This is a genomic window from Streptomyces sp. NPDC025651 (assembly GCF_055558735.1).
The window spans coordinates 265,779-291,195 of sequence record NZ_JBVHLZ010000001.1 but is presented as its reverse complement, the minus strand read 5'-3'; the positions used below and the strand labels follow the sequence as shown (position 1 = coordinate 291,195).

Here is a 25,417-nt window from a genome sequence, read left to right as displayed (position 1 = left end):
CAAGCGGCCACGACGGGCCCGCACTCGCCCCACCACGGGAGCGCCCCGGTGCCCCCGACCCCCCTCCGCCCCGTGGCGAGCGGCCCGTTGGATCCAGACCCTGACCTCCGCACCGCCCAGCACCGAGCTGCCCACCCGGACGTCGCCGCCCGTCGACTCGGCGAGGCGGCGGACGATGTCCAGGCCGAGGCCCGTCGAGCCGTCCTCACCGGATCCCGCGCCCCGCGCCAACGCCGCCTCGGGATCCGCGATGCCCGCCCCCGCGTCGGAGACGAGGACGATCACCGCGTCCTCACCGCTGTGCACGTCCACGGAGAACGCCGTGCCCTCGCGCGTGTGCCGGAAGACGTTGCCGAGCAACGCGTCGAGCGCGGCGACCAGTTCGGGTCTGGCCACCGGGATGCGGACGGGCCTGTCGACGCCCGCCACCCGCACCTCGCGCCCCTCGTCCTCCGCGAGCGCCGACCAGAAGGCCATCCGCTCCCGGATCACCTCGGCCGCGTCGCAGCCCGCCCCGGGCCCCGTCATGGCCGTCTGCGGCTTGGCGTCCCGCGCGGTGCGGATGATCGTGTCGACCTCGCGCTCCAGCGTCTCGACCGCCGTACGGGTCTGCTCCGCCGCGGGCCCGTCGCCGAGCGAGGCCGCGTTCAGCCGCAGCACCGTCAGCGGCGTACGCAGGCGGTGGGACAGGTCCGCCGCCAGTTCCCGTTCGTTGGCGAGGAGCTGGACGACCTGGTCCGCCATCGAGTTGAACGCCACGGCCGCCAGGCGCAGTTCGGTCGGCCCCTCCTCCGGCACCCGCGCCCCCAGCTTCCCCTCGCCGAGGTCGTGCGCCGCGCCCGCCAGGCGCTTGGCGGGCTGGACCATGCGTACGCCGAGCCGGTCGGCGACCGCCACCGAGCCGATGACGAGCGCGATGCCGACGCCCGCGAGGACCACCCACGCCGTGGTCACGCCGTTGCTGATCTCGTCCTCGGGCACGAAGATCTCCACGACCGCCGTGCCGGAGCTGAGCGCGGTCGGCTGCAGGACCACGAAGCCGCCGGGCACCCCTGTGGTCCTGGCGCGGCCCTCCTTGCGGGTGGCCTCCACGGCCCGCGCCTCGGCTCTGGGGTCGCCGACCTCGAAGGCGGCTGCGTCGCCGACGGCGGGGACGTACACCGCCATCCGCCCGTCGCCGCCGGCCTCGGACGAGGCGACGGCCCGGGTGAGTTCCTCGCGGTCGGTGGTGATGGAGAGGGTGGGGCCCATGCCCGCGCCGTGCCGCTCCGCGTTCGAGATGGCCCTGTCCCTGGCCATCTCCTTGACGACGAGGCCGAGGGGCACCGCGAAGGCCACCACGACCATCGTCGTGACGGCCAGGCACACCTTGACGAGAGCCCATCTCACAGCGGTGGCTCCGGCAGCGGCGGCTCCAGCTTCACGCCGACCCCGCGCAGGGTGTGGAGGTAGCGCGGGCGGGCGGCCGTCTCGCCCAACTTCCGCCGCAGCCACGACAGATGTACGTCGATGGTCTGGTCGTCGCCGTAGCTCTGCTGCCAGACCTCGGCGAGGAGCTCCTTGCGCGGCACGACGACGCCGGGCCGCCCCGCGAGGAAGGCGAGGAGGTCGAACTCGCGCCGGGTCAGGTCGAGCCGCGTCCCGTCCAGCTCGGCCTGGCGGCGCAGCGGGTCGATGGAGAGCCCGCCGACCTGGATGACGTTGTCCGGCGGGGCCTCGCCGGCCGGGACGCGGGCGCGGCGCAGGACGGCGGCCATGCGGGCCGACAGGTGCTCCACGGAGAACGGCTTGGTGAGGTAGTCGTCGGCGCCGTCGTTCAGGAGCCGGACGATCTCCGCCTCGTCGTCCCGCGCGGTGGCGATGATCACGGGGACGTCCGTGATGCCCCGCAGCATCTTCAGCGCCTCCGACCCGTCGAGGTCGGGCAGACCGAGGTCCAGGATCACCACGTCAAAGCGGAAATGGGCGACCTCGCGCAGCGCCTCCAGAGCCGTCCCGACGCTGCGCACGGTGTGCGACGCCTCGGTCAGGTGCCGGATGAGGGCGGAGCGCACGAACTGGTCGTCCTCGACGACGAGCACACTTGCCATGGGCGGCACCGTACGCCATACGGAGGAACGCGGTCCTCCCTGGGACGCCCGCCCCGGGGCAGGGGGCAGGGGGTGTCTCCCCCCGGGTGGCGTGGTGCAGTATGGCCCGCGATGCACAGAGGACTCGTACACACCATCGCGTGGTCGCTCGCCACGGGCGCGGCGGTCACGCTGTCCTGGTGGGGCGTCCACACCGTGATGGCGGGCACCGCCTACGACCCGCCGCGCGCCCTGCCCCTCGCGGGCGACGACGGCGGTGACTCGGACCACGCGAAGCCGCTGGCCTCCTCGACGCACCGCCCCGAGTCCCCGAAGGACGACAAGCCGTCGACGTCGGCGTCGCGGAAGCCGTCGAACTCCCCGGCCCCGGCGAAACCGTCCAGGACCCACCCCGACACCCCTTCCACGCCCCCGCCCACGCGCGCGAGCACCGGCACGGTGAAGAGCTACAACACCGACGGCGGCCGGGTCGTCTTCGACCTGGGCAAGGACTCCGCGACGCTGGTCACGGCGGTGCCCGCGGCGGGCTGGTCGGTGCAGACGTGGAAGCAGGACAAATGGATCCGCGTGGAGTTCACGGCGGGCGCGGCCAAGCTGTCGGTGTTCTGCACCTGGCACGACACCGCGCCGCGGGTGGAGATCAACAAGTACTGAGGCGGCGCTGCGCAGAAGGCCGGGGGCTCACCGGAACACCGAGGACGGCGGCGCCGGCGAGGCGACCGCGCTCGCGTCCGTGACGGCCGCCGCTCCCCCGCTGAAGTCCCTCAGCCCTCGGCCGTGTTCGACCCTTCCTGGGTGCGGGTCGCCCGCGCAGCGCCGGGTCAGCTCGGCCAGGGGCAGCGCACGGTCACTGCCGAGCAGCACGGCGTTGCCGAAGCGCTTGCCGCGCAGCACGGCCGGGTCGGCGACGAGCGCGAGTTCGGGGAAGAGCGCGGCGGCGGTGGCGAGCTGGCCGCGCAGATGCGCGAGCGGGGGGCCGTCGGCGAGGTTGGCGGCGTAGTACCCGCCGGGCTTGAGGGCCCTGCGCACCTCGGTGAGGAATTCCGTGCTGGTGAGGTGCGCGGGGGTGCGGGCCCCGCTGAACACGTCGGCGATGACGAGGTCGGCCCAGCCGTCGGGGACCTTCGCGAGGCCTTCGCGGGCGTCGGTGCCGCGCACCCGCATCCGGGCCTGGGGGTCCAACGGCAGTTCGCGGCGTACGAGTTGGACGAGCGCGGTGTCGCGCTCGACGATCTGCTGGGTGGAGCGGGGGCGGGTCGCGGCTATGTAGCGGGCGAGGGTGAAGGCGCCGCCGCCGAGGTGCAGGGCGTGTATCGGTTTGCCCGGGGGCGCCACGAGGTCGGCGATGTGCCCGATCCTGCGCTGGTACTCGAAGTCGAGGTACGCGGGGTCGTCGAGGTCGACGTGCGACTGCGGGGCGCCGTCCACGAGCAGCGTCCAGGCGCGCGGCCTGTCCCGGTCCGGCATCAGCTCGGCGAGCCCGCCGTCCACCTTCTCGACGACGGCCTCCCGGCCTTCCCGGGACCGCTTGTTCCTTGCCATCAGGCCATTATCGGCGTACGCGGACGAAGCGGCCCGGCGGCGGTGCGGGAACCGTTCAGCGGCAGTTGTCGGCGGCCTCGATGGTGCGGGCCGCCTGGCCGAGCGCGGCCCGCAGGACGGCGGGGTCGGTGACAGGGTCGGTCTCGCCGCCGGGCGGCAGGAGCCAGCCGGTGCCGGCGACCGGCGGCTCGGGGACGGTGGGGCCCGGCGCGGGCGTGGCGTAGACGCTCATGCCGCGCCCGAAGGTCTGGGTGCAGGCGCTGCCCGGCAGGTCCCAGCCGTCGGCGGTGCCGGGCGGCACCAGGAAGCCGAGGGTGTCGCAGCTCCCGTCGTGCAGCACGGGGCCGATGGTGTCGCCCGCGCCGCGGCGCAGGATGTCGACGGCTTCGAGGCCCTGTCTGGCCGGGACCGTGACCAGGTCGCAGCACTCGTCGTCGCAGAGCGCGGCGCCGGGGGGCGGGGCGCTGCCGTCCGGGGTGGGCCAGTGCCGTGCCGTCGTCAGTGATGCCGAGGGCGCGCCGCTCTCCGCCAGGGAGTCGCTGTTCTCCATGCCGACCTCCAACAAGGGGACCCCTCCTCGCGAGTGCGGGAGCCGCGTGGCTCCCGCTCCTCATGGTTCAACGCGCATCGGCGTCAACAGGCACTGCGGCGCGCCGCCGCAAAGGATGGCAGTTCATGGCAGATCCCGGGTGAGATATCCGGTTTGTAGCCAAACTCCGCGTGCCGGGCCCCGATGAGCCGGTACGTTCGTGCTCCGCCGGAACAGGGACAGCCCCGCGGGACCCAGCGCGCGGGCGCGGCGTTCCAGTGCGCGAGCGTGTGCGCGGTCCGGCACGATCCGCACGAGAGGGTCCGGCCATGGCGTCGTCTTCGATGGCATCGTCAACTCAGTCCCCCCGACCGAACCTTGCCTTCCGGGAGCTCCGCGGACAGCGCTCGCCCGGCGAGTTCGCGGCGGCGGTCCGGCGGGCGGCCCGTGAGATCGGCGAGCGGGTCAGCTGCGACGCGCGCTACATCGGGCGCGTGGAAGCGGGCGAGATCCGCTGCCCCAACTACGCCTACGAGCGTGTGTTCCTGCACATGTTCCCGGGCCGGACGCTGACGGACCTGGGGTTCGCTCCCCGCGCGCAGGTGCGCGGAAGGGGGGCGCGCACCGAGTCCGACGAACTCCTCGCCCAGCCCGACCCCACGTGCGGGCCGCAGCACCTGGCCGAGTCCCCGACCCCGACCCCGACCCACTTGTACGAGTCCCATCCGTCCGGGTCCGACCCCCGCGCCTGCGATCCGCACGCGATCCAGACTCACGAGGAGAGCGACGTGCAGCGTCGCGCATTCATGACCGGCTCCACGGCCACCGTGGCCGCCGCCCTGGGGCCCATCGGCCTCACCCTGGGCGGCCAGGCAGAGGCGGCCGCCCTGCGCGGCCGCAGGGTCGGCGAGGCCGAGGTCGGCGCGGTCGAGGCGGCCGTACGCAAGATCAGGCTGCTCGACGACCGGCACGGCGCCGACGGCCTCTACCGGCGCGCCGCCGCTCCCCTGCGCACCGCCTACACCCTGCTCGACGCGGGAACCACCACACGGCAGACGACCTCGGACCGGCTGCACGCGGGCGCCGGTGAGCTGGCCATCTCCGTCGGCTGGCTGGCGCACGACTCCGGGCGCTTCGACGACGCCCGCTCGCACTACGCCGAGGCCCTCGCGACGGCCCGGGTCTGCGGGGACACCGCCCTGGAGGCGCACGCCTTCTGCAACACCGCCTTCCTCGCGCGGGACGCGGGGCGTCCCCGGGAGGCGGTGCGGGCGGCGCAGGCGGCGACCCGCGCCGCCCACCACCTCGGCTCGCACCGACTGCTCTCGCTCATCGCGCTGCGGGAGGCCGGGGGCTGGGCGGGGCTCGGCGACCGCTCGGGCTGCGAGCGGTCGCTGACCCGCGCGCACCTCCTCTTCGACCGCGGTGCCGCCGACGACGACCCGGAGTGGATGACCTTCTACGGCCCGGCCGAGCTTGCGGGCCTGGAGGCGCAGTGCTGGTCGGCTCTCGGCGAGTGGGCGCGGGCCGCGGGGCACGCGCGGCACGCGGCGGCCACCGCCACCTCGCAGACCCCGCAGTTCACCAGGAACATCGCGCTCTACACCGCCGAGCTCGCCGACGACCTGGCCCGCGCGGGGCGCCCGGACGAGGCGGCGACGGCGGGGCTGCGGGTCCTCGCGCTCCTCGACGACGTGCAGTCCTCCCGCGTCCAGTCGATGCTCGCCACGACGGCGCGGGTCCTGCTTCCGCACCGCAGGGTCGCCGAGGTGAGCGGCTTCCTGGAGCGGCACGCCGCGCTGCCGCGGGCCGTGTGACCGGGCGGTGCGGCCGGGCCGTGTGACCGGGCCTAGGACAGGTGGCCCGTCTCGTTCCACGACTCGATGGCGGGCTCTCCGTAGGCCCAGCCCAGGGTCGAGAGGGAGGTCGGGTTGAGGCGGATGCGGGCGGCGAACTCGATGCCGAGGCCCAGCCACCGGGCGCCGATGACGCGCAGGATGTGGCCGTGCGCGAAGACCAGGACGTCGCGGTCGGCGCTCCTGGCCCACCGCACCACCTCGTCCGCGCGCGCGGAGACCTGCTCCAGCGTCTCGCCCTTGGGGACGCCGTCCCGCCAGATGAACCAGCCGGGGCGGATCGCCTGGATGTCGGCAGGGGTCATGCCGTCGTACGCGCCGTAGTCGAACTCCATGAGCGCGTCCCAGGTGGTGGCGCGGTCCCCGAAGCCGGCGATCTCGCAGGTCTCCCGCGCGCGGGAGAGCGGGCTGGTGCGCACCTCGACGTCCGGGAGGCCGTCGTAGGGCGCCCGGTGCAGGCGCTCGCCCAGGAGCTTGGCGCCGCGGCGGCCCTCCTCCAGGAGCGGGATGTCCGTCCTGCCGGTGTGCTTGCCGGACAGTGACCATTCCGTCTGTCCGTGCCGGGCCAGCAGGATGCGGGGTGCCATGGGGAACTCTCCAATGTCGTACGCGTGAACCTCGGGCGACGCGCCCCGACGGGGCCTTTGCCGCTTTTGCGGGCGGTTGCGCGCCCGCCTTTCCATCATCACCCACCTGCGATCAGGTGCTCGTCGGGCCTGGCAACCCGGCTGCCGATCTCTGCGTCTAAGACCACCGGGGGACGCCCCGAACGACCTTCGCGTACGCCGTAAAGTGAGCCCGCGGCGTACGCCGCGTGAACAGAGATGATGGGGGAACGACCGGATGCCGAAGACCGCCGCACCGGGCACCGGGGGCATAACCGGGCACCGGCTTCGCTGGTGGACGGAGCTGCCGCTCATCGTGCTGGTGTACGCCGCGTACTCGGGGGGCCGGCTCCTGGCCCGCGGTGACGTGTCCACCGCCGTCGACCACGGCGTCGGCATCCTCGAGGTCGAGCAGTTCCTGCGGCTCGACGCGGAGAGCCCGCTGAACCGTCTCTTCACCGCCAACGCCTGGATCGGCGTCCCCGCCGACTTCTGGTACGCCTCGCTGCACTATCTCGTCACGCCCGCCGTGCTGATCTGGCTCTTCCGCAGCCGGGCGGTCCACTACCGCGCCGCGCGCGCGTGGCTGATGATCTCCACCCTGATCGGCCTGGTCGGCTTCACGCTGATGCCGACCTGTCCGCCGCGGCTGCTCGACGCGAGCCACGGCTTCGTCGACACCATGGCGCAGTTCAGCGGCTACGGCTGGTGGGGCGGCGAGGCGAGCGCGCCCCGTGGCCTGGGCGGCATGACCAACCAGTACGCGGCGATGCCCAGCCTGCACGTGGGGTGGGCGCTGTGGTGCGGCGTGATGCTGTGGCGGCACGGGCGCTCGCCGCTGACCCGGGTGGCCGCGGTCGCCTACCCGCTGATCACCACGCTCGTCGTGATGGGCACCGCCAACCACTACTTCTTCGACGCCCTCGCGGGCGCCGCCGTGATGGGGGTCGGGCTGCTCCTGGTGCGGCCCGTGCAGCGGCTCACGGATCCGGTCATGGCCCGGCTGCGGGCGCGTTTCGAGCGGCCCGCCGAGGGCTCCTCCGCCACAGAGTCCTCAATTGTCAGTGCCGGGTGCCAGACTTCGGCGGGTGAGCGAATTCCCCGACAGCGCAAGCAGAGTGCCGGCTCCGGCGCCGAGCCCGGCGCCCACCCCGCCGAAGCGGGGGACGGCGCTGCGGCACCAGCTCGCTGAGCTGCGCGGCCCCGACGTTCCCGCGCGGCCCCTGGACGCCCGCGCCCTCGCCGCGCTCGCGGCCAACCCCGGGTGCAGACGGCGCGCGCTGCTCGACGGCGCGGGTGTGGACAAGACCGCGCTCGCGCAGTCGCTCGGCTCACCGTCCGGCTTCGGCCAGTCCCAGTTCGCGTTCATGCGGGGCAACGCCTTCGAGGCGCGGGTCAAGGCGGACGGCGGCGCGGAGCTGCTGCGCCTGACGCATGCGCGCCTGGGCGGCGGCCCCGAGCCGGTGCCGGGCGGGTCCGCCGTCCCCGACCTGTCGGCCGCGGGCCCCGAGGGCCGCGCGGCGCGCACGGCGCTCGCGCTGCGCGAGGCCACGGAGTCCGGCGGCTGGACGCTCCTCGACCACCCGATGCTGGCCCTGGACGTCGCGGGGACCCCTGCCTTCCTGGAGCCGGACGCGGTGGTGGTCCAGCCGGACGGCGGCTGGGCGGTCGTGGAGATCAAGTCCTTCCCGATGATCGACGGTTCGGCGGACGCGGCGAAGGTGGGCGCGGCCGCCCGCCAGGCCGCGGTGTACGCCCTGGCCCTGGAGCGGGTGGCCGAGCGCATGGACCCCGCGCCCCGCATCCGGCACCACGTCCTGCTGGTCTGCCCCAAGGACTTCTCGAACCTCCCCACGGCGTCCGCGATCGACGTCCGCAAGCAGCTGTCGGTGACCCGGCGCCAGTTGGCCCGCCTCACCCGCGTCGAGGACATCGCGGCGCAGCTCCCCGAGGGCACGAGCTTCGACGTGCGGCGCCCGGCGGCCGAGCTGACCGCGGCGGTCGAGTCGGTCCCCGCGACGTACGCCCCCGAGTGCCTGGCCGCCTGCGAGCTGGCCTTCCACTGCCGGGACCGCGCCCGCGAGCAGGGCGAGGTGACGTCCCTGGGCCGCGCGATCCGCGGCGAGCTGGGCGGCCTGACCACGATCGGCGAGGTCCTCGCGGCGGCGAACGGCTCCGCGGGCGACCCCGCGGACCCGGCGGTGGCGGCGCTGCGCAGGGCGACGGGGCTGCGGGCCGAGGCGCTGGCGGGCGCGGGCGTCCCCGGGGGCACGGCATGCTGAGCCTCGCGTCGCATCCGATGCCGCCGGGGCGCGCGGCCGGTCCGCGGGCAGAGAGGTGCCAGAGCACATGTCGCTGATCGACGGCCTCGCCCGGCTGGAAGCCGCGGAGACCGGACGTGCGCAGCCCCGCGCGACGGTCCGGCACCGGCACATCTCCCGGCGCCCCCTCGTCCTCGTCCCCCTGACCACCGCGGGCGAGGCGGGCGCGCCCCTCGGCGCGCTGGTCGGGACGGAGCGGACCTCGCCCCGGCTCCTCGTCGTCCCGCAGCCCCGCGACCGCGACCTCCGCTTCACCTTCCTCGCGCAGCTCGCCGAGGTCGTCCTGCCCTACGTCGACTCGTTCGCGGACGACGTCGAGGCCGCCGAGCGCAATGAGACGGATCCCGAGACCGGCAAGCGCGTCAAGGTCGAGGTCGAACTGTGCGCGGACGCCCCGCAGTTGATCGTGCCCAGCCGCGCCGGCATCGAGTTCGTGCGGCTCCTCGGCCGCTCCATGCGCTTTCGCCGCACCGCCGAGCAGGACCCCGAGGCGCCCTACCCCGCCCCGCCCCGCGTCCCGCTGCTCGGCCGCTGGCTCACGCACTTCGGGGAGCGCGCCCGCGTGCCCGGATCCTGCCTGCTCACCGCCATGACCGAGCTGCTCGCGCGGCACTGGGCCACCGGCCAGTCCAGCCTGGAGGACCAGCACCTGGGCGCGCTGCTCGCCTGGATCGAGGCCCCGGAGGGCACCTCGGGCGCCGCGGCCGCGCTCCGTGCCGAGCTCGGCCGCGACAAGACCGGCCAGCTGCTCTGCCCGCCCGCGGGCCCCGCCACGGACCCGGCGTTCGACAACGACCTCCTGGCCCCGGCCATGGAGCGCTACGACCGCGCGCGCACCGCCCTGGCCGCCGCCGAGGACGGCGTCGAGGCGGACGAGCGGCTGGCCCGACTGACCGCCGCCGAGCGGGATATCCACGCCCTGATCGACAGCAGGACCCGCCCCACCTGGGACGCGGTGTGGCGCGGCCTCGACGCCCTGTGCACGCTCCCCGAGGCGGCGCACGCCGCCGACCGCTGGACCCGCGACCGCTGGTCGTTCACCGGCCACCGCGACCGCGTCACGGCGGGCGAGCCCCCGCAGCCCCGCATCGACGACGCGATCACCGCGGCGAACAAGCTGGCCGCGCGCGAGCGCGAACAGGCCCGCCTGGACGCCCAGGAGGCCCTCGACGACCCCCTGGTGATGGCGGGCCGCCGCCTCGCGGGCGAGGCCTTCGCCGGCGAGGTGACGGAGGTCGTCATGGCGTACAGCGAGGCCAGGAGCCCGAGGCCGCGCCCGCTGATCACCGTCCGCACGGACGACCGGCCGCACCTCGGCGAGCGCACGAAGGTGTACCGCGCCCTCCAGGGCAAGCCGCAGACGGCGGAGTTCGTCGCGTACGAGGGTGAGGGCGTCGTCGTGCTGCGCCTCACCGACAAGATGGGCCGCGGCAAGGAGCCCGACGCGGGGTCCGTCCCCGCCAAGGGCGACCGGATCTGCTGGACGCTCTTCGAGCACGAGCAGCGCGGCGGCCCCAAGCTGCCGGATCCCGAGGACACCCCGTGGACGCACGGCGGGCCACCCGCCGACAGCGCGGACGCCACGGAGAGCCCCGACCCCGTGACCGCGGAGGACACCCTGTGATGCAGCTCGCCCCGCCCGCGGGCGGCACCTTCGACCCCGGCGCCGAGGCCACGCGCGCCACCGACGCGATCCTCCACGACACGCTGCACGGCACGCACCGCGGCGTCGTGGTCGACTCGCCGCCCGGCGCGGGGAAGTCGACGCTCGTGGTCCGCGCGGCCCGCGAACTGGCCGCGGCGGGACGCCCGTTGATGGTGATCGCACAGACGAACGCGCAGGTGGACGACCTGGTCCTGCGCCTCGCCGAGAAGGACCCCGAGCTGCCGGTCGGCCGTCTGCACAGCAGCGATCCCGACCCGTACGACAAGGCGCTCGACGACCTGGCGAACGTGAGGAAGTCGACGAAGGCGGGGGACCTCGCGGGCCTGGACGTGGTCATCTCGACGGCCGCGAAGTGGGCACACGTCAAGGCCGACCAGCTCGACGCGCCATGGGGGCACGCCATCGTCGACGAGGCGTACCAGATGCGCTCGGACGCGCTGCTGGCCGTCGCGGGGCTCTTCGAGCGGGCGCTGTTCGTGGGCGACCCGGGGCAGTTGGACCCGTTCTCGATCGTCGGCGCGGAGCAGTGGGCCGGGCTTTCGTACGATCCCTCGGCCTCCGCGGTGACCACGCTCCTGGCCCACAACCCCGAACTGCCGCAGCACCGCCTGCCGGTGTCGTGGCGGCTTCCGGCGTCGGCCGCGCCGCTCGTCTCGGACGCCTTCTATCCGTACACGCCCTTCCGCAGCGGCACGGACCACGGCGACCGGTCGCTGAACTTCGCGGTCCCTTCGGACGGTTCGGGGCCCGACCGGGTGATCGACGAGGCGGCGCGGGCGGGTTGGGGCCTGCTCGAACTCCCCGCGCGGAACACGCCGCGCACGGATCCGGAGGCGGTCCGCGCGCTGGCCCAGGTCGTCCGCCGCCTCCTGGACCGCGGCGGGGCGGCCACCTCGGAGCGGAGCCCCGACCCGGCCCCTCTCACCGCCGACCGCATCGCCGTCGGCACGGCCCACCGCGACCAGGCGGCGGCGGTCCGCGCGGCCCTCGCGGACCTGGGCGTCACGGACGTCACGGTGGACACGGCGAACCGCCTCCAGGGCCGTGAGTACGACGTGACGGTCGTCCTGCACCCGCTCTCGGGCCGCCCGGACGCCACGGCCTTCCACCTGGAGACGGGCCGCCTCTGCGTCCTGGCCTCCCGCCACCGCCACGCCTGCATCGTGGTGTGCCGAGCGGGAGTCACCGCTCTGCTCGACGACCACCCGTCGACGGAGCCGGTCCAACTGGGCGTCACGGTCAAGTTCCCGGACGGGTGGGAGGCAATGATGTCCACGTGGGATCACTGGTCCGAGCACCGGGTGGTATGGCGTCCCTGACCGCCACTCCGCCACCCGCTCGGCAGGCGATCAGCGTGGCGCCGCCCGGTTCGCCGGACGGAGTCCGGCACGCCGCCGGAGGCGGCCGATGGAAACAGCCCGGATGGGTGGGAGGCGAACCACGCGGTTCTCGCGCGCCTCTCGGAACACCGGGCGGCATGGCCCCGTCAGGGGCGCGGGGAACTGCGCGCTCGGCCCTCGAAAAGCCGCAGACGCGTCTGCGGGGATCTCGGCAGACGCGTCTGCGGCTTCTTCGTGGTTGCTCGCGCAGTTCCCCGCGCCCCTGACGGGGCCCGAGGCCCACTTGCAGGGCGAGGGACAATGAGAGACGGCCGGGCCCCGGACGGACGGCCCGCACCGTACGAGGAGGACACACCATGGCGGAGCCCGAGCCGCGGCCCCGGACCGAGCGGCGCATGCGACCCGCTCCCCTGCTCTTCGAACCGGCGGAGGCCGCCGGCGACCCCGAGCACTTCTTCGATCTGGAGTCGATCGAGGACCCCCGGGAGCTCCTCGAACGGGCGACCGAGCTGACGCACGCCTTCCGTGCCGCGACGGACCGGTCCATCGAGTTCCAGGCCATCGCGGCCGCCCAGCTCGCCGACCCCCGCCGCTTCGACCGCCTGACGCCCGCGCTGATCGCGGAGCGCGCGGACTGGACCGAGGACTACGCCAAGAAGATGGTCGAGTTCGGGCGTGACCTGCTGCGCGGAAGCGTGGAGAAGCAGGGCTGAGGGGACCGAGGGACCGGCACGGGGGGTCAGAAAGATCATCTGGCATATGCCAGGAGGGCAAGGTACCCCACCCCACCCCTTGTTGTCCCGATTTCTAGCAACTCTCAGAAATGGAACGCTCACTACCGGTAGATGTAACCGCCATGAGCAGCAGCACCCCCCTCCACGCCCCTGCCGCGCCCTCCACGGCCCCGTCCCCCACCGGGCCCGCCCGCGGCGCCTGCGACGTCACCGCCGAAGGAGCCGCCTGGCTCGCCTCCGCGGAAACGTATCCGCGCAGCGCCCTGGCCCACTGGCGCACCCACCCCACGGCCCCCGCCGTCCTGCCCTGCGGCTCCGCCTTCGACGTGGTGAGCGTGCCCGCCGTCTTCGGCCGGCGGATGCTCGACCGCTTATGGGAGGAGGGCCCCGGCTCGGGCCCCGTCGCCGTCCACCGCGGCCGCATGCTGCTCTTCGCCGCCCCCGGCACCGCCCAGCGCCTGCCCTCGCTCCTGGAGTGGGAGGAGTGGGGCCGCGCGGTCCCCTCCGCGCTCTGCCACGGCACCGGCGACGCCGTCACCGTGCCGCCGCCCACCGCGGGCGCCGCGGGCGTCACCACCACGGCCGACCGGCTCGACTCCCGCTGGCTCGTCGCCCCCGACACCCGCCACCCCTGGCTGCCGGGCCCCGAGGTCATGCTCTGGGCCTGCGTACGGGCGGCCAGGGCCGCCGCGGGATCCGCGGTGCGCATATCGATTTTTCCTGGCGGCGATCAGGGTGCTAAGGTCTACGACGTCAGCAGGCGCCGCTAGCTCAGTTGGTTAGAGCAGCTGACTCTTAATCAGCGGGTCCGGGGTTCGAGTCCCTGGCGGCGCACAGACAGTGAGAAGCCCCTCGCGTAAGCGAGGGGCTTCTCGCATGTCCGACGGCTGATGCCCGGCAGCGGCCTCAGCCCGCCGTGACCTTCACCGTCCACGCCCCCGAGGACGTCCGCCCCTCCACCTCGACGCGTACGTCGGTACCGGGCACCGTGAAGCTCTCCCCCGCCCGCACCGGAGCGTCCGCCAGCTGCGGATAGACCGAGTCGCCCCAGCAGGACTCGGACTCCGGGTGGGCGTCGACGACCTCGATCGGGCCCCCGCCCGACGCCGTCTCGTTCCGCACCTCGTAGACGAGCACGCCCTCCGTGCACGTCGCGTGGTCGTTGCCCGCGGACCCCCGCGCCTCCAGGGCGATCGCCGAGTCCCGGCCCGTGCGGACCACCGCCAGCTTCGTGCCGCCGAGCGCCCCGGGCGCGGGCGACGCCGACAGCGGCTCCAGGGTCAGCCGCTCCGTGCCCGCGCCCACGCACCGCACCTGCCGCGGCTCCAGCCAGCCCAGCTTCCACTTGTGCCAGCCGAAGAGGTCGGGGGCGAGGCCGAACTGGCTGCCCATGACGTCCCAGTCCCCGACGTAGGTGTCCCAGTCGCCCTTGCCGTCGGTCGGCCGGTGGTAGAGGTCGGGCAGGTCGAAGACGTGGCCCGTCTCGTGGGCCAGGACGTTGCGGTCCGGCGGGTGGCGCTCGAAGACCGTGACGATGCGCCGGATGTCCGTGCCGTCGGCCCGCATCGGCCGGTCGAAGTTCACGACCTTCGTGGCGTCCGAGTCGACGCCCGGCGCGTCCGGGTCGGCGACGAAGTAGACGATGTCGTACCGCGAGAAGTCCACGTGCGGATCGGCGGCGGCCACCGCGTCCCGCAGATAGGCGCTGCGCCGCTGCGCGTTCCAGTCGCGCTGTATGGCGTACGAGAGGGAGTCCTCCGGCATCTCCACCCATGTGCGCTGGGGGTGCGGGGCCAGCTTGAACCTGCCGTACGAGGCGCGCTCGAAGAACTGGCTGGTGGCCGGGAAGTAGTCGGCGGTCAGCTCCTCGGGGGTCGTCAGCGGCGGGGAGTCGGGAAAGGAGAGGAAGACCATCACCGCGTTCAGGGTCCTGGTCGGCCGCGGGTAGGCGGTGTTCCAGGTGTCGAGGCCCTCCGAGTGGTGCGCGGCGGTGCGGCGCAGGGCGCACGGTCCCGCCGCGGACTCGGCGATCGCGGGGCCCGCGACCAGGGAAGTGGCGGCCAGGGCGGTCAGTGAGGTGAGGAGCGCCGCGGTGGTGCGCAGACGGGAGTTCTCCCCTCCACGAGTGAGTCCCCAAGGGGGGAGCTGACGCGGCACGTCGACCTCCGGGTGCGGAATGCGGGACACCCCACCCACCCTGTGATGTTTTGTTGAACTTCGCCCTGTTTGTCTGGCCCTTCCGAGTGACCGACGGGCGAGGGGGCGACACCCCGACCGCTCATCGATCGTCACAAGCGATCGGGTCACAACGGAACCAGTTCAATGCCGAGCAGAAACGATCTGCCGTCGGCGGTGGCCCCCACCCGGCCCGGTGGCGCGGCTGGAACGCGTCTCTGGCCTGCCTCTATGATCGGTCCACTTTCCTGCGCGGGCCCGGCCCCCATGCCACCGCCAGCCACCTGCCCGCCGCCCGACGAGACCTGTCCGAGCACAAACTGCACTGCAGGAGCAAGCGGTGAACGGAACGTCCGAAGGGCCCACCCACCCCACGGCAGTCACATCGCCCGGCCGAGCCCGCCCCACCTTCTCGGGCCGCCGCACCCCGGAGCGGCCCACCCCCGAGCGGGCCGACTACCGCGGCGCCTTCAGAGCCGCCCCTCTCCCCCTGGCCGTCGTCGACGGCGAAGGGTTCGTCGTCGACGCCAACGACGCCCTGACCGCCCTCCTCGGCGCGCCCCCCGACGCGCTCACCGGACGCATCGCCGCGGACCTGGTCGACCTGGCCTCCGACGCCCGCACCTGGCACGCGTACCGCGAGGTGCTCCGCGGCCGGCAGGCCAAGCTGCGCTGCACCCGGCGCCTGAAGCACCCCGACGGGCACTCCCTGTGGGTCCAGGTCACCGTCTCGCCGATGCCGACGCCGGAGCCCGCGGTCCGGGGCTCCGGCAGGACCGTGCTGCTCGCCGTCGCCGACATCAGCGCGCGCCGCGAGCTGCAGGCCCGGCTGCGCCACGTACAGATGCACGACCCGGTGACCCGGCTGCCCAACCGCAACCTCTTCTTCGAGCGCCTGGCCGCCGCGCTGGAGGCGGGTGCGTACGACGACACGAGCACCGGCAGGATCGGGCTCTGCTATCTCGACCTCGACGGATTCAAGGCGGTCAACGACACCCTCGGCCACCGCATCGGCGACCGGCTGCTCGCCGCCGTCGCGGAGCGGCTCACGCGCTGCGCCGACCAGGCCGGGTACGGCAGGGCGGCGGCGCCGCTGGTCGCACGCCTGGGCGGCGACGAGTTCGCGCTGCTCGTCGAGGACTCCACCGGCACGGACCAGCTGGCGGATCTCGCCGAGACGGCCCTGAAGGCCCTGCAGGAACCGTTCGACCTCTCCGGGCAGCGGCTCTCCGTGTCGGCGTCCATCGGCGTCGTCGAGCGGCGCGCCGCCGGCACCACCACGACGGGGCTCATGCAGGCCGCCGACACCACGCTGTACTGGGCGAAGACCGACGGCAAGGCGCGCTGGACCCTCTTCGACCCCGAGCGCAACGCCCACCGCATGACCCGCCAGGCGCTCTCCAGCTCGCTGCGGCCCGCCGTCGAGCGCGAGGAGTTCGTCCTGGACTACCAGCCGCTGGTGGGCCTCGACGACGGGGGCGTACGGGGCGTGGAGGCGCTGGTGCGGTGGCGGCATCCGCAGTTCGGACTATTGACGCCGAATCGGTTCATCGGATTGGCCGAGGAGGACGGGTCGATCGTGCAGCTCGGCCGCTGGGTGCTGCGCAGCGCCTGCCGCCAGGCCCGGCGCTGGCAACTGGCGCACCCGGAGCGGGAGCCGGTGTTCGTGAGCGTCAACGTGGCGGTGCGGCAGGTGTGGGACTCCGACCTCGTCGCGGATGTCGCGGAGATCCTCGCCGAGACCGAACTCCCCTCCGAGCTGCTCCAGTTGGAGCTCACCGAGTCCGCCGTCATGGGGTCGGCGGGGCGGCCGCTGCAGGCCCTGCAGGCGCTCAGCGACATGGGGGTGCGGATCGCCATCGACGACTTCGGCACGGGGTACTCGAACCTGGCGTACCTGAGCCGGCTTCCGGTGTCCGTGCTGAAGCTGGACGGGTCCTTCGTACGGGGTTTCCAGTACGAGGAGGGCGAGGCGCACGTCAATCCCGCCGACGAGATCATCGTCGAGGCCATGGTGCAGCTTGCGCACCGGCTCGGGCTGACGGTGACCGCGGAGTGCGTCGAGACCGCGTCCCAGGCCGCGCGGCTGCGGAAGATCGGGTGCGACACGGGGCAGGGGTGGCTGTACTCCCGCCCCGTCCCGCCGGATCGTATCTCCGTGCTGTTGCGTGGGGGTGGGGCCTGAACCGCCGGTTCGCGGCGGCCTTCTACGGCCAGGGGCCTCTCCAGCCAGGGCCTTCTACGGCTTCGGCAGACCGTACGCGTCCGCCATCAACTCGTACGAGCGCAGGCGCACTTCGCCGCTGTGCGCGTTGCCCGTGATCATCAGCTCGTCGGCGCCCGTGCGCTTGGCCAGGTCGTCCAGGCCCGTGCGGACCTGGTCGGCGGTGCCGTGGATGACGTTGGAGTTCCAGCTGGTGACGAAGTCCCTTTCCGCCTCCGTGAAGTGGTGCGCCGCCGCCTCCTGTGGGGTGGGGACGAGGCCGGGGCGGCCGGTGCGCAGGCGGATCATGTTCAGGGCCGCGGCCCTGACCTGGCGGCGCGCCTCGTCCTCCTCGTCGGTGGCGAGGGCCGAGACGCCGATGAGGGCGTACGGGGCGTCGAGGACCGCGGAGGGCTTGAAGGACTCGCGGTAGAGGTCGAGCGCCGGGATCGTGTTCTGCGCCGAGAAGTGGTGCGCGAAGGCGAACGGCAGGCCGAGGACGCCGGCGAGGCGGGCGCTGAAGCCGGAGGAGCCGAGCAGCCAGATCGGCGGGCGGTGGGTGGACTGCACGCCGCCGGGCGAGGTCCCCTGGACGGGCCCGGGGACCGCGTGGATGCGGCCGTAGGGGTGGCCGTCGGGGAAGTCGTCGTCCAGGAAACGGGTCAGCTCGGCGAGCTGCTGCGGGAAGTCGTCGGCCCCTTCGTTGAGGCGGTCCGTGCGGCGCAGGGCCGCGGCGGTGGCGCCGTCGGTGCCCGGCGCGCGGCCGAGGCCCAGGTCGACGCGGCCGGGGGCCATCGCCTCCAGAGTGCCGAACTGTTCGGCGATGACGAGCGGGGCGTGGTTGGGCAGCATGACGCCGCCCGAGCCGAGCCGGATGCGGTCCGTGTGGGCGGCGAGGTGGGCCAGGATCACGGCGGGCGAGGACGAGGCGACGCCCGGCATGGAGTGGTGCTCGGCCACCCAGTAGCGGTGGTAGCCGCGGCTCTCGGCGAGCTTGGCGATCTCGACGCTGGTGCGCAGGGCGTCGGTGGCGGTGCGCCCCGCGCCGACGGTGACCAGGTCGAGCACGGACAGCGGGACGGGCGCGGTGCCGTGCCGCTCGCCGCGGATGCCGTCGTCGGTCGTGTCCACTGTCACTGGGGGTGCCTCCTGCGCTGCGTACGTACGTCTCCTGGGTACGGGAGAGCCAACAGGAGGCACACTCCGTTTTATTCCCCGCACGTCGGGCCGCCCGCGCGTACCACTCCGCCCACGCGTGCCACTACCGTGCCTGCCATGGCTGATCCGCTGAAGACCCTCGTCGACGGAGTCGAGGTCGAGGTGCCCAACACCATCCCTGACATCCGCGCCGCCCTGCCCGAGGACCGGCGCGCGGAGTTCGACCGGGCCATCAACGAAGCCGGGGTCGACGAGATCCACGCCGTGATGCGGCACTGGATGCTGGAGGCCGTGCCCGATCCGGACGCGGAGGCCCGCCTCGCGCGCCTGGCCTCCGACGAGGCCGAGAGGCGGGGCACGTCGTGAGCCCTCGCCACCGCAGGGCCCACCGCGTCACCTACGCGCCGCCCGCCGACGACACCCTCGCCAAGATGGGCGACGCCGACACCTTCCGGGCCGCCCTCGCGCGCACCGTGGGCCGCGATCCGTACGGCCACGGGTCGACGCCCGTCCGGGACGACCCGGACCGCAGGGAGGCGACGGTCAACGGCGCCATCGTCCTCTACTACGTCTCCGGGTCGGTCCAGACGTTAACCGTGGTCAGACTGATCCTCAGCCCTTGACCTGGACCAGCGGTTCCTTCGTGAACAGGGAGCCCAGCGCCGGGGCGTTGACCCTGCGCTGGGCCAGGCGCAGGGCCTCCCAGACCGTGACCTGGTTCGCCGTCAGGACGGGCTTGCCGACGGCCTCCTCCAGCTCCCGCACGTACGCCGCCGTGTGCAGGGCCGTGTCCGGCAGGAGGAGCGCCTGGGCGTCCGCGTGGTCGCCCTCGCGGGCCAGCGCGTGGACCTCGTCGCGGCCCCAGGTGCCGACCTCCACCGCCGTGATGATGCCGCTCCCGCGGACCGACACGACCTCCGCGCCCGCCGCCTTCAGGAAGGCCGAGAAGTGACCCGCCACGTCCTGCGGGTACGTCGCCGCGACGGCGACGCGGGTCGCGCCCACCTCGCGCAGGGCGTGGGCGAAGGCGAACGAGGTCGAGGACGCGGGCAGGCCCGCCGCCCGCGCCAGGCCCCGGACCTGCTCGTGGGCGCCCTCCCAGCCGAAGACGAAGCTGGCGCTGGTGCACGCCCACACCACGGCCTCCGCGCCGGAGAGCCGCAGCTCCTCGACGCCTGCCGCCAGCCGCTCGGCCGAGCCCATCTCCAGGAGCGCGTCGACCCGGTGCGCGTCCTCGCCGATGTCGGTGTGGACGACCTGCAGCCGGATGTCGCTGCCGAGCATCTGCTCCATGCGGGGGTAGTCGTCCTCGGCCGAGTACCCCGGGTAGAGAAATCCGAGTGCCGTCACGTCCAGCCTCCTCCTTCTGCGGTTGGCCCTGCGGGCGGTCCTTCGGGCAGGCCCTGCGCGGGCGGTGGCGCGGGCGGGTCCAGCGTGCTCGCGCCCGGCCGCGCCCCCGGATCGATCAGCGCCTGATAGGGCCCTACCGCACGGGTACCCAGCCGGCGCAGCGCGGACCACATCGTCACCTGGTTCGCGGAGATCACCGGCATGCGCAACTCCGCCTCCAGCTGCGGGATGACGTCGTACGTGGGCAGGTTCGTACAGCTGATGAACAGGGCGTCGACGGAGCCGTGGACGGCGCGGCGCGCCATGTCCGCCACGTCCCGGTAGGGGACCTTCCAGATGTGCCGGGTCAGGCCCAGATAGGCGCGGCCCACGACGGTGACCCCGGACTCGGCCAGGTACTCCTCCAGGGACTGGGTCACCGACCAGGTGTAGGGCGTGACGAGGGCGATGCGGCGGGCGCCCAGTTCGTCGAGCGCCTCCAGGAGCGCGCCCGAGGTGGTCACCGAGGCGACCGCGCCCTCGCGCGTCATGGCCTCGCACATCGCGCGCTCACCGGCGGTGCCGCCGACGAAGCTGCCCGACGTACAGGCGTACGCGAGGACTTCGGGCTCGGCGGCGGTCAGCGCGCGGACCGCCTCGGCGAGCGTCTCGTGCTCGCTGACCAGGCGGGCCAGGTCCAGGCTCACCTCGACGGGCACGTACGGAGTACGGGTCAGGTGCAGGGAGACCTCGTCCGGGATCCACCGCCACAGTTCGCGGTCGAGGGCGAAGTCGAAGGGCGCGACGACACCGACACCTCGTTGTGGGTGCGGTCCGCCGAGGAAGGAGACGTCCATGAGCAGGCCCCAAGTTCGTGCGTGGTGATGTGAGGGACCGGCCGGGGGCCGGGACGAGCGATGCCGGCGACGCGCCGGGACGTCGGGACGGGGAGATCTGCGCGGCGTGCCGCACAGAGGGTGCGAGCGGTCGCACGGAGAGTACGCGATTGTCGGGATGCCGGAACGGCAGAGCCTCTGTTGACGAAGGTAGGTTCGGGTGCCAGCGTGGTCAATCCGCACATCTCAGACGGCCGAGCCGTACCTCTTCAGGGAAGCGGAACCTCATTGCGAAACGGTTTCCCCACGATGTCCGAAGCGCAGTCGGAAGCGTCACCCGAAACGACCGTCCTCGTCCTTGACGCGGGGCCGCCCACACCACCGCCCCGGCTCGGCAGCCTGACCGGGCGCGCCCGCGTCCTGCACGCGGACGAGACCACGCTCGCCGGGCAACTGCCGCTCGCCGACGTGCTGTTGGTGTGGGACTTCACCTCGGACGCGGTGCGCCGCGCCTGGCCGGGTGAGGGCCGCAGGCCGCGCTGGGTGCACACCGCGAGCGCGGGCGTGGACCATCTGATGTGCCCCGAACTCGCCGCGTCCGACACGCTGGTGACCAATGCGCGCGGCGTCTTCGACCAGCCCATCGCGGAGTACGTCGCCGCCCTCGTCCTGGCCATGGCCAAGGATCTGCCGCGCACCCTGGAGCTGCAGGGCGAGCGCTCCTGGCGCCACCGCGAGACACGGCGGATCTCCGGCACGCGCGCGTGCGTGGTGGGCTCGGGGCCGATCGGGCGGGCGATCGTCCGCACGCTGAAGGCGCTCGGCATCACCACCGCGCTGGTGGGCCGCACCGCGCGCGCCGGGGTGCACGCCTCCGAGGACCTCGACCGGCTGCTCTCGCGCGCCGACTGGGTGGTGTGCGCGGCGCCGCTCACGGACGAGACGCGCGGCATGTTCGACGCGCGGCGCTTCGGCGTCATGCAGCCGTCGGCGCACTTCATCAACATCGGGCGCGGCCCGCTCGTCGTCGAGGACGACCTGGTGGCCGCCCTGTCCAAGCGGTGGATCGCGGGCGCGGCCCTCGACGTCTTCGAGCACGAGCCGCTGCCCGGGGAGAGCCCGCTGTGGACGGCGCCGGGGCTGATCGTTTCTCCGCACATGAGCGGCGACACGGTCGGCTGGCGGGACGAACTGGGCGCGCAGTTCCTGGAGTTGTACAAGGCCTGGGAGTCCGGCCGGCAGCCGGTGAACGTGGTCGACAAGAAACGTGGGTATGTCCCAGGGCATTGATCACTCCCCGAGATCATCCCCGACTGCCTCCTGAGGAGCGTGCATGACCGAGCTCACGGATCTCACCGCCGTACAACTCGTCGACGGCTACCGCAAGGGCGAATTCAGTCCGGTCGACGCGACCCGTGCCGTGCTCCGCCGGGCCGAGGAGACCCGGGCCGCGGTGAACGCGTTCGTGCGGATCGAGGCGGAGTCGGCCCTGGAGCAGGCCGCGGCGAGCGCGGAGCGGTGGCGGCGCGGTGAGCCGCAGGGCCTGGTGGACGGCGTGCCGGTGTCCGTGAAGGATCTGCTCCTGCTGCGCGGCGGGCCGACGCTGCGGGGGTCGAGGACCGTGCGCGCGCAGGGCAGTTGGGACGAGGACGCCCCTTCGGTCGCCCGGCTGCGGGAGCACGGCGCGGTCTTCGTCGGCCGCACGACGACCCCGGAGTTCGGCTGGAAGGGCGTCACGGACAGCCCGCAGAGCGGCGTCACCCGCAATCCGTACGACACCGCGCGCACCTCGGGCGGCTCCAGCGGGGGCAGCGCGGTGGCCGTGTCCGTCGGCGCGGGCCCGCTGTCGCTCGGCACGGACGGCGGCGGCTCGGTGCGGATTCCCGCGGCGTTCTGCGGGATCTTCGCCCTGAAGCCGACGTACGGCCGGGTGCCGCTGTATCCGTCGAGCCCCTTCGGCACGCTCGCCCATGTGGGGCCGATGACGCGGGACGCGGCGGACGCGGCGCTGATGATGGAGGTGATCACGGGGCCCGACCCCCGTGACTGGTCCCAACTGGGCGCCGTGGCGGGGAGTTTCCGGGCGGGCCTGGACGGGGGCGTGCGGGGGCTGCGCGTGGCCTACTCCCCCTCGCTGGGCGGGCAGGTCGCGGTGCGGCCCGGCGTCGCGGCGGCCGTGCGGCGGGCGGTGGAGTCCCTCGCCGCGCAGGGGGCGTACGTCGAGGAGGCGGACCCCGACTTCTCCGACCCGGTGGAGGCCTTCCACACCCTGTGGTTCAGCGGGGCCGCGCGCGTCGTGCAGCACTTCGCGCCCGCGCAGCGGGAGTTGCTCGACCCGGGACTGCGGGAGATCTGCGGGCAGGGCGCGCGGTACAGCGCGCTCGACTACCTCGCGGCCGTGGACGTACGCATGGACCTCGGGCGCCGTATGGGGCGCTTCCACTCGACGTACGACCTGCTGGTCACGCCGACGCTGCCGATCACCGCGTTCGAGGCGGGCGTCGAGGTGCCGAAGGGTGCGGGGCACCGGCGGTGGACGGGGTGGACGCCCTTCACGTACCCCTTCAACCTGACCCAGCAGCCCGCCGCGACGGTGCCCTGCGGGGTGGACGAGGAAGGGCTGCCGGTGGGGGTGCAGATCGTGGGGGCGCGGCACGCGGACACGGTGGTGCTGCGGGCCGCGCACGCGTTGTACGAGGCGGGCAGCGCGGGAGTCGCGCCGCCCGCTGTGGGCTGAACCGCGCTAGGCGCGACGGAAGTTCAGCGTCTCCCCCTGTGCGCCCGCGCGCCACAGGTCGTTGCAGGCCTCGGCCATGCGGTCGAGGCCTTCGACGATCTGGCCCCAGACGATGCCGGGGACCCAGCCCACGTCGCCGTTGAGGAGCAGGTTGTTCCGTTCGTAGAAGAGGGCCAGGTCGACGACGGTGGTGCCCGCCTTCACGTCGGCCGCGGGTTCGTAGCCGTACGCCTGTGTCCCCAATTCCGTACCGGAGAAGGAGAAATAACAGAGATCTCCCGGGATGGGGGTGACTGTCGGATTCTCCAGGGGCGGCTCGCGGTCCGCGAAAGCCGGAAAGAGGGCGTAGATCTCATTGCGTGCATACTTCGCGTGATAGACGTCCGAGCCGAGCGGAAGCGCCTCCCACACCGCCGCACAGGTCACCGGAGCCCGGTCGTCGAGCAGCTTTGCCGTGCACTGAACTCCCCGCTTGGCGAGGGAGACTTCGATGAATCGGTCTGCCATGTGTCCCATGCTCCTCCCTGGGTCAAGGGCACAACGATTGCATCAGGGGCTTGAATTCACCGGCATATCTCGTGTCGAGTCGGGTAGCCGCGCGGCCATGGCTCCACCACTGAGGAAAGACACAGAGAGCAACGGGACGGGAAAGTCCGGAAGAGGACACACGGGCAGACACCCGGGGATACGTCGACGATCCCTGCTGACGGGTGCCGCCGCGATCGGTGCCGTCGGCGCCCTGGGGGCCGCGGGCTGCAGCAAGGTGCCCACGGGTGACACCCTGGCGCGCCTGAGGTCGCAGGGCACGGTGCGGCTCGGCATCGCGGGCGAGGCGCCGTACGGCTACATCGACGAGAACGGGAAGTTCACGGGCGAGGCGGTGGAGCTCGCCAAGGTGATCTTCAAGCGTCTCGGCGTCGACAAGGTGCAGCCCGTCGCCACCGACTTCAGCTCGCTCATACCCGGCCTGACGACGCAGCAGTTCGACGTGGTCTCGGCGGGGATGTACATCAACAAGGACCGGTGCCAGTCGGTCATCTTCGCCGACCCCGAGTACCAGATGCTGGACTCGTTCATCGTCCCCAAGGGCAACCCGAAGAACATCCACAACTACGAGGACGCCTTCCGGCAGAAGGCGCGGATCGCCACCGGGCCCGCCTACGCGGAGATCGACTACGCCATCGCCGCGGGCTACAAGCGCAGCGAGGTCGCCATCCTCCAGGACCCGGTCGCGGGCATGAACGCCGTCGAGTCCGGCCGCATCGACGTCTTCGCCGGCACCGCGCTGACCAGCCGTGACGTGGTCCGCAAGAGCAAGAAGGCGGAGGCCACCAAGCCGTTCGCCGCGGTCATCGACGGCGAGAAGCAGATCGACGGCGGCGGCTTCACCTTCCGGCCCACCGACACCGAGATGCGGGACGCCTTCAACGTGGAGATCCACAAGATGAAGAAGAGCGGCGAGCTCTTCCGGATCCTCGAGCCGTTCGGCTTCACCAAGGCGGAGATGACCAAGCTGACCGCAGAGGAGCTGTGCAAATGACAGCGGGACTGTGGGAACACTGGGTCATACCCGGCATCTGGATCACCATCCAGCTGACGCTCTACAGCGCGGCACTCGCGACCGCCGTCGCCTTCGGCATCGGCATCGCCCGCACCCACCACTCGCGCTTCGTGCGCTTCCTCGCGGGGTTCTACACCGAGGTCTTCCGCGGCACCTCGTCGCTGGTCCTGATGTTCTGGATCTTCTTCGTCCTGCCCCAGCTCGTGGGCTGGGCGCTGGTCCCGATGTGGGCGGCCGTGCTCGCACTCGGACTCTCCTACGGCGCGTACGGCGCCGAGATCGTGCGGGGCGCCCTGAACGCGGTGGCGCCCGCCCAGCGCGAGGCGGGGGTCGCGCTGAGCTTCACGCCGTGGCAGCGGATGCGGCTGATCCTGCTGCCGCAGGCGGTGCCCGAGATGATCCCGCCGTTCTCGAACCTGCTGATCGAGCTGCTCAAGGGGACCGCCCTGGTCTCGCTGCTCGGCATCGGTGACGTGTCCTTCGCCGCCTATCTGGTGCGGCTCGCGACCACCGAGAGCGCGCAGATCTACTCGATCACCCTGGTCATCTACTTCGTCATCGCGTTCGTACTCACCCGCGGCATGCGCGCCATCGAGCGCAAGGCCAAGGCGGGCATCGGGCAGCGGCCCGAGAAGGGCGTCGGCATCATGCGCAGGCTCGGCAACGGCCGCGGCACCGAGAAGGTCGGCCCGCTGGGCGGGGGTGTCTCCTCGTGAACAACGAAACCGACAAGTG

At 73.1% G+C, this 25,417-nt stretch carries 25 protein-coding genes and 1 tRNA gene; 16 read left to right on the top strand and 10 right to left on the bottom strand.

The genetic code is table 11. The annotated features are described in order from the left end of the window. Together ACZ4D5_RS01300 and ACZ4D5_RS01295 are read right to left on the bottom strand one after the other, a co-directional pair. Window positions 1-1,389 (bottom strand): sensor histidine kinase (locus ACZ4D5_RS01300; RefSeq protein ID WP_467770251.1); only part of this gene is annotated, 1,389 nt, incomplete at its 3' end. Further along, a complete protein-coding gene (locus ACZ4D5_RS01295; RefSeq protein ID WP_467770250.1) occupies window positions 1,386-2,090 on the bottom strand; it encodes a response regulator transcription factor in 705 nt (234 codons plus the stop codon). The genes ACZ4D5_RS01300 and ACZ4D5_RS01295, both read right to left, overlap by 4 nt. A gap of 111 nt (window positions 2,091-2,201) precedes the next feature. Here ACZ4D5_RS01295 and ACZ4D5_RS01290 point away from each other — a divergent pair, with 111 nt between their 5' ends. Further along, entirely contained in the window at window positions 2,202-2,744 is a 543-nt protein-coding gene (locus ACZ4D5_RS01290) for a hypothetical protein (RefSeq protein WP_467770249.1), read from the top strand. Window positions 2,745-2,771: 27 nt separating this feature from the next. Here ACZ4D5_RS01290 and ACZ4D5_RS01285 read toward each other — a convergent pair whose 3' ends face one another. Then, complete coding sequence (locus ACZ4D5_RS01285) at window positions 2,772-3,632, bottom strand: spermidine synthase (RefSeq protein ID WP_467770248.1); 861 nt, start codon at window positions 3,630-3,632, stop codon at window positions 2,772-2,774. A 55-nt stretch (window positions 3,633-3,687) separates the two neighbouring features. Continuing rightward, window positions 3,688-4,182 carry a hypothetical protein gene (locus ACZ4D5_RS01280; protein ID WP_467770247.1) on the bottom strand — a complete coding sequence of 165 codons (495 nt, stop codon included), beginning with the start codon at window positions 4,180-4,182 and terminating at the stop codon, window positions 3,688-3,690. A gap of 308 nt (window positions 4,183-4,490) precedes the next feature. Between ACZ4D5_RS01280 and ACZ4D5_RS01275 the strand changes: the two genes are divergently transcribed. Continuing rightward, entirely contained in the window at window positions 4,491-5,978 is a 1,488-nt protein-coding gene (locus ACZ4D5_RS01275) for a tetratricopeptide repeat protein (protein WP_467770246.1), read from the top strand. Between the two features lie 32 nt (window positions 5,979-6,010). Here ACZ4D5_RS01275 and ACZ4D5_RS01270 read toward each other — a convergent pair whose 3' ends face one another. Then, window positions 6,011-6,604 (bottom strand): histidine phosphatase family protein, encoded by a 594-nt coding sequence (locus tag ACZ4D5_RS01270; RefSeq protein WP_467770245.1) that lies wholly within the window; start codon window positions 6,602-6,604, stop codon window positions 6,011-6,013. 256 nt (window positions 6,605-6,860) lie between these two features. Between ACZ4D5_RS01270 and ACZ4D5_RS01265 the strand changes: the two genes are divergently transcribed. The 7 genes from ACZ4D5_RS01265 (at window position 6,861) to ACZ4D5_RS01235 (ending at window position 13,517) form a co-directional block, all read left to right on the top strand. Then, window positions 6,861-7,814 carry a phosphatase PAP2 family protein gene (locus tag ACZ4D5_RS01265; protein ID WP_467770244.1) on the top strand — a complete coding sequence of 318 codons (954 nt, stop codon included), beginning with the start codon at window positions 6,861-6,863 and terminating at the stop codon, window positions 7,812-7,814. Continuing rightward, entirely contained in the window at window positions 7,711-8,904 is a 1,194-nt protein-coding gene (locus tag ACZ4D5_RS01260) for a hypothetical protein (RefSeq protein ID WP_467770243.1), read from the top strand. The genes ACZ4D5_RS01265 and ACZ4D5_RS01260 overlap by 104 nt, the downstream gene beginning before the upstream one ends. A 67-nt stretch (window positions 8,905-8,971) precedes the next feature. Further along, window positions 8,972-10,567 carry a hypothetical protein gene (locus tag ACZ4D5_RS01255; protein WP_467770242.1) on the top strand — a complete coding sequence of 532 codons (1,596 nt, stop codon included), beginning with the start codon at window positions 8,972-8,974 and terminating at the stop codon, window positions 10,565-10,567. Then, window positions 10,567-11,928, top strand: coding sequence for an AAA domain-containing protein (locus tag ACZ4D5_RS01250; protein ID WP_467770241.1), 1,362 nt, complete (start codon window positions 10,567-10,569; stop codon window positions 11,926-11,928). Before ACZ4D5_RS01255 ends, ACZ4D5_RS01250 begins: the two co-directional genes overlap by 1 nt. 377 nt (window positions 11,929-12,305) lie before the next feature. Then, window positions 12,306-12,662, top strand: coding sequence for a hypothetical protein (locus ACZ4D5_RS01245; protein ID WP_467770240.1), 357 nt, complete (start codon window positions 12,306-12,308; stop codon window positions 12,660-12,662). A gap of 143 nt (window positions 12,663-12,805) precedes the next feature. Continuing rightward, window positions 12,806-13,453: a bifunctional DNA primase/polymerase gene (locus ACZ4D5_RS01240; protein ID WP_467770239.1), complete on the top strand. Its 648-nt coding sequence runs from the start codon at window positions 12,806-12,808 to the stop codon at window positions 13,451-13,453. After that, a tRNA-Lys gene (locus ACZ4D5_RS01235) sits at window positions 13,444-13,517 on the top strand. Before ACZ4D5_RS01240 ends, ACZ4D5_RS01235 begins: the two co-directional genes overlap by 10 nt. 72 nt (window positions 13,518-13,589) lie before the next feature. Here ACZ4D5_RS01235 and ACZ4D5_RS01230 read toward each other — a convergent pair. After that, the gene (locus tag ACZ4D5_RS01230; protein WP_467770238.1) at window positions 13,590-14,870 is read right to left on the bottom strand and encodes a M6 family metalloprotease domain-containing protein; all 1,281 of its coding nucleotides are present in this window, start codon (window positions 14,868-14,870) and stop codon (window positions 13,590-13,592) included. Between the two features lie 328 nt (window positions 14,871-15,198). Between ACZ4D5_RS01230 and ACZ4D5_RS01225 the strand changes: the two genes are divergently transcribed. Then, on the top strand, window positions 15,199-17,043 hold the full coding sequence (locus ACZ4D5_RS01225) for a putative bifunctional diguanylate cyclase/phosphodiesterase (RefSeq protein WP_467770237.1): 1,845 nt from the start codon (window positions 15,199-15,201) through the stop codon (window positions 17,041-17,043). Window positions 17,044-17,097: 54 nt separating this feature from the next. Here the strand turns inward: ACZ4D5_RS01225 and ACZ4D5_RS01220 are convergent, their stop codons facing one another. Next, window positions 17,098-18,192 carry an LLM class flavin-dependent oxidoreductase gene (locus ACZ4D5_RS01220; RefSeq protein WP_467771461.1) on the bottom strand — a complete coding sequence of 365 codons (1,095 nt, stop codon included), beginning with the start codon at window positions 18,190-18,192 and terminating at the stop codon, window positions 17,098-17,100. Between the two features lie 144 nt (window positions 18,193-18,336). Here ACZ4D5_RS01220 and ACZ4D5_RS01215 point away from each other — a divergent pair, with 144 nt between their 5' ends. Both ACZ4D5_RS01215 and ACZ4D5_RS01210 read left to right on the top strand, forming a co-directional pair. Next, on the top strand, window positions 18,337-18,585 hold the full coding sequence (locus ACZ4D5_RS01215) for a hypothetical protein (RefSeq protein WP_467770236.1): 249 nt from the start codon (window positions 18,337-18,339) through the stop codon (window positions 18,583-18,585). A 65-nt stretch (window positions 18,586-18,650) separates the two neighbouring features. Beyond that, a complete protein-coding gene (locus ACZ4D5_RS01210; protein ID WP_467770235.1) occupies window positions 18,651-18,842 on the top strand; it encodes a hypothetical protein in 192 nt (63 codons plus the stop codon). On the opposite strand, the gene ACZ4D5_RS01205 is transcribed toward ACZ4D5_RS01210, so the two are convergent. Further along, window positions 18,832-19,569 (bottom strand): maleate cis-trans isomerase family protein, encoded by a 738-nt coding sequence (locus ACZ4D5_RS01205; RefSeq protein ID WP_467770234.1) that lies wholly within the window; start codon window positions 19,567-19,569, stop codon window positions 18,832-18,834. The two genes, ACZ4D5_RS01210 and ACZ4D5_RS01205, sit on opposite strands and share 11 nt — an antisense overlap. Next, entirely contained in the window at window positions 19,566-20,405 is an 840-nt protein-coding gene (locus tag ACZ4D5_RS01200) for a maleate cis-trans isomerase family protein (RefSeq protein WP_467770233.1), read from the bottom strand. Before ACZ4D5_RS01200 ends, ACZ4D5_RS01205 begins: the two co-directional genes overlap by 4 nt. Window positions 20,406-20,693: 288 nt before the next feature. Between ACZ4D5_RS01200 and ACZ4D5_RS01195 the strand changes: the two genes are divergently transcribed. Both ACZ4D5_RS01195 and ACZ4D5_RS01190 read left to right on the top strand, forming a co-directional pair. After that, entirely contained in the window at window positions 20,694-21,674 is a 981-nt protein-coding gene (locus ACZ4D5_RS01195; protein ID WP_467770232.1) for a D-2-hydroxyacid dehydrogenase, read from the top strand. Window positions 21,675-21,717: 43 nt separating this feature from the next. Beyond that, window positions 21,718-23,121 carry an amidase gene (locus tag ACZ4D5_RS01190; protein WP_467770231.1) on the top strand — a complete coding sequence of 468 codons (1,404 nt, stop codon included), beginning with the start codon at window positions 21,718-21,720 and terminating at the stop codon, window positions 23,119-23,121. A 6-nt stretch (window positions 23,122-23,127) separates the two neighbouring features. Here the strand turns inward: ACZ4D5_RS01190 and ACZ4D5_RS01185 are convergent, their stop codons facing one another. Beyond that, window positions 23,128-23,628 carry a DUF3830 family protein gene (locus ACZ4D5_RS01185; protein ID WP_467770230.1) on the bottom strand — a complete coding sequence of 167 codons (501 nt, stop codon included), beginning with the start codon at window positions 23,626-23,628 and terminating at the stop codon, window positions 23,128-23,130. A gap of 97 nt (window positions 23,629-23,725) precedes the next feature. Between ACZ4D5_RS01185 and ehuB the strand changes: the two genes are divergently transcribed. Both ehuB and ehuC read left to right on the top strand, forming a co-directional pair. Beyond that, entirely contained in the window at window positions 23,726-24,661 is a 936-nt protein-coding gene (ehuB, locus tag ACZ4D5_RS01180) for an ectoine/hydroxyectoine ABC transporter substrate-binding protein EhuB (protein WP_467770229.1), read from the top strand. Continuing rightward, complete coding sequence (ehuC, locus tag ACZ4D5_RS01175) at window positions 24,658-25,398, top strand: ectoine/hydroxyectoine ABC transporter permease subunit EhuC (protein WP_467770228.1); 741 nt, start codon at window positions 24,658-24,660, stop codon at window positions 25,396-25,398. The genes ehuB and ehuC overlap by 4 nt, the downstream gene beginning before the upstream one ends. Window positions 25,399-25,417 lie beyond the last annotated feature (19 nt).

Bases quoted from the DNA above. Each gene is read 5' to 3' on its own strand.
- ACZ4D5_RS01295 (WP_467770250.1), bottom strand. From the start codon at position 2,090: ATGGCAAGTGTGCTCGTCGTCGAGGACGACCAGTTCGTGCGCTCCGCC.
- ACZ4D5_RS01290 (WP_467770249.1), top strand. From the start codon at position 2,202: ATGCACAGAGGACTCGTACACACCATCGCGTGGTCGCTCGCCACGGGC.
- ACZ4D5_RS01285 (WP_467770248.1), bottom strand. From the start codon at position 3,632: ATGGCAAGGAACAAGCGGTCCCGGGAAGGCCGGGAGGCCGTCGTCGAG.
- ACZ4D5_RS01280 (WP_467770247.1), bottom strand. From the start codon at position 4,182: ATGGAGAACAGCGACTCCCTGGCGGAGAGCGGCGCGCCCTCGGCATCA.
- ACZ4D5_RS01275 (WP_467770246.1), top strand. From the start codon at position 4,491: ATGGCGTCGTCTTCGATGGCATCGTCAACTCAGTCCCCCCGACCGAAC.
- ACZ4D5_RS01270 (WP_467770245.1), bottom strand. From the start codon at position 6,604: ATGGCACCCCGCATCCTGCTGGCCCGGCACGGACAGACGGAATGGTCA.
- ACZ4D5_RS01265 (WP_467770244.1), top strand. From the start codon at position 6,861: ATGCCGAAGACCGCCGCACCGGGCACCGGGGGCATAACCGGGCACCGG.
- ACZ4D5_RS01255 (WP_467770242.1), top strand. From the start codon at position 8,972: ATGTCGCTGATCGACGGCCTCGCCCGGCTGGAAGCCGCGGAGACCGGA.
- ACZ4D5_RS01250 (WP_467770241.1), top strand. From the start codon at position 10,567: ATGCAGCTCGCCCCGCCCGCGGGCGGCACCTTCGACCCCGGCGCCGAG.
- ACZ4D5_RS01245 (WP_467770240.1), top strand. From the start codon at position 12,306: ATGGCGGAGCCCGAGCCGCGGCCCCGGACCGAGCGGCGCATGCGACCC.
- ACZ4D5_RS01240 (WP_467770239.1), top strand. From the start codon at position 12,806: ATGAGCAGCAGCACCCCCCTCCACGCCCCTGCCGCGCCCTCCACGGCC.
- ACZ4D5_RS01215 (WP_467770236.1), top strand. From the start codon at position 18,337: ATGGCTGATCCGCTGAAGACCCTCGTCGACGGAGTCGAGGTCGAGGTG.
- ACZ4D5_RS01210 (WP_467770235.1), top strand. From the start codon at position 18,651: ATGGGCGACGCCGACACCTTCCGGGCCGCCCTCGCGCGCACCGTGGGC.
- ACZ4D5_RS01200 (WP_467770233.1), bottom strand. From the start codon at position 20,405: ATGGACGTCTCCTTCCTCGGCGGACCGCACCCACAACGAGGTGTCGGT.
- ACZ4D5_RS01195 (WP_467770232.1), top strand. From the start codon at position 20,694: ATGTCCGAAGCGCAGTCGGAAGCGTCACCCGAAACGACCGTCCTCGTC.
- ACZ4D5_RS01190 (WP_467770231.1), top strand. From the start codon at position 21,718: ATGACCGAGCTCACGGATCTCACCGCCGTACAACTCGTCGACGGCTAC.
- ACZ4D5_RS01185 (WP_467770230.1), bottom strand. From the start codon at position 23,628: ATGGCAGACCGATTCATCGAAGTCTCCCTCGCCAAGCGGGGAGTTCAG.
- ehuB (WP_467770229.1), top strand. From the start codon at position 23,726: ATGGCTCCACCACTGAGGAAAGACACAGAGAGCAACGGGACGGGAAAG.
- ehuC (WP_467770228.1), top strand. From the start codon at position 24,658: ATGACAGCGGGACTGTGGGAACACTGGGTCATACCCGGCATCTGGATC.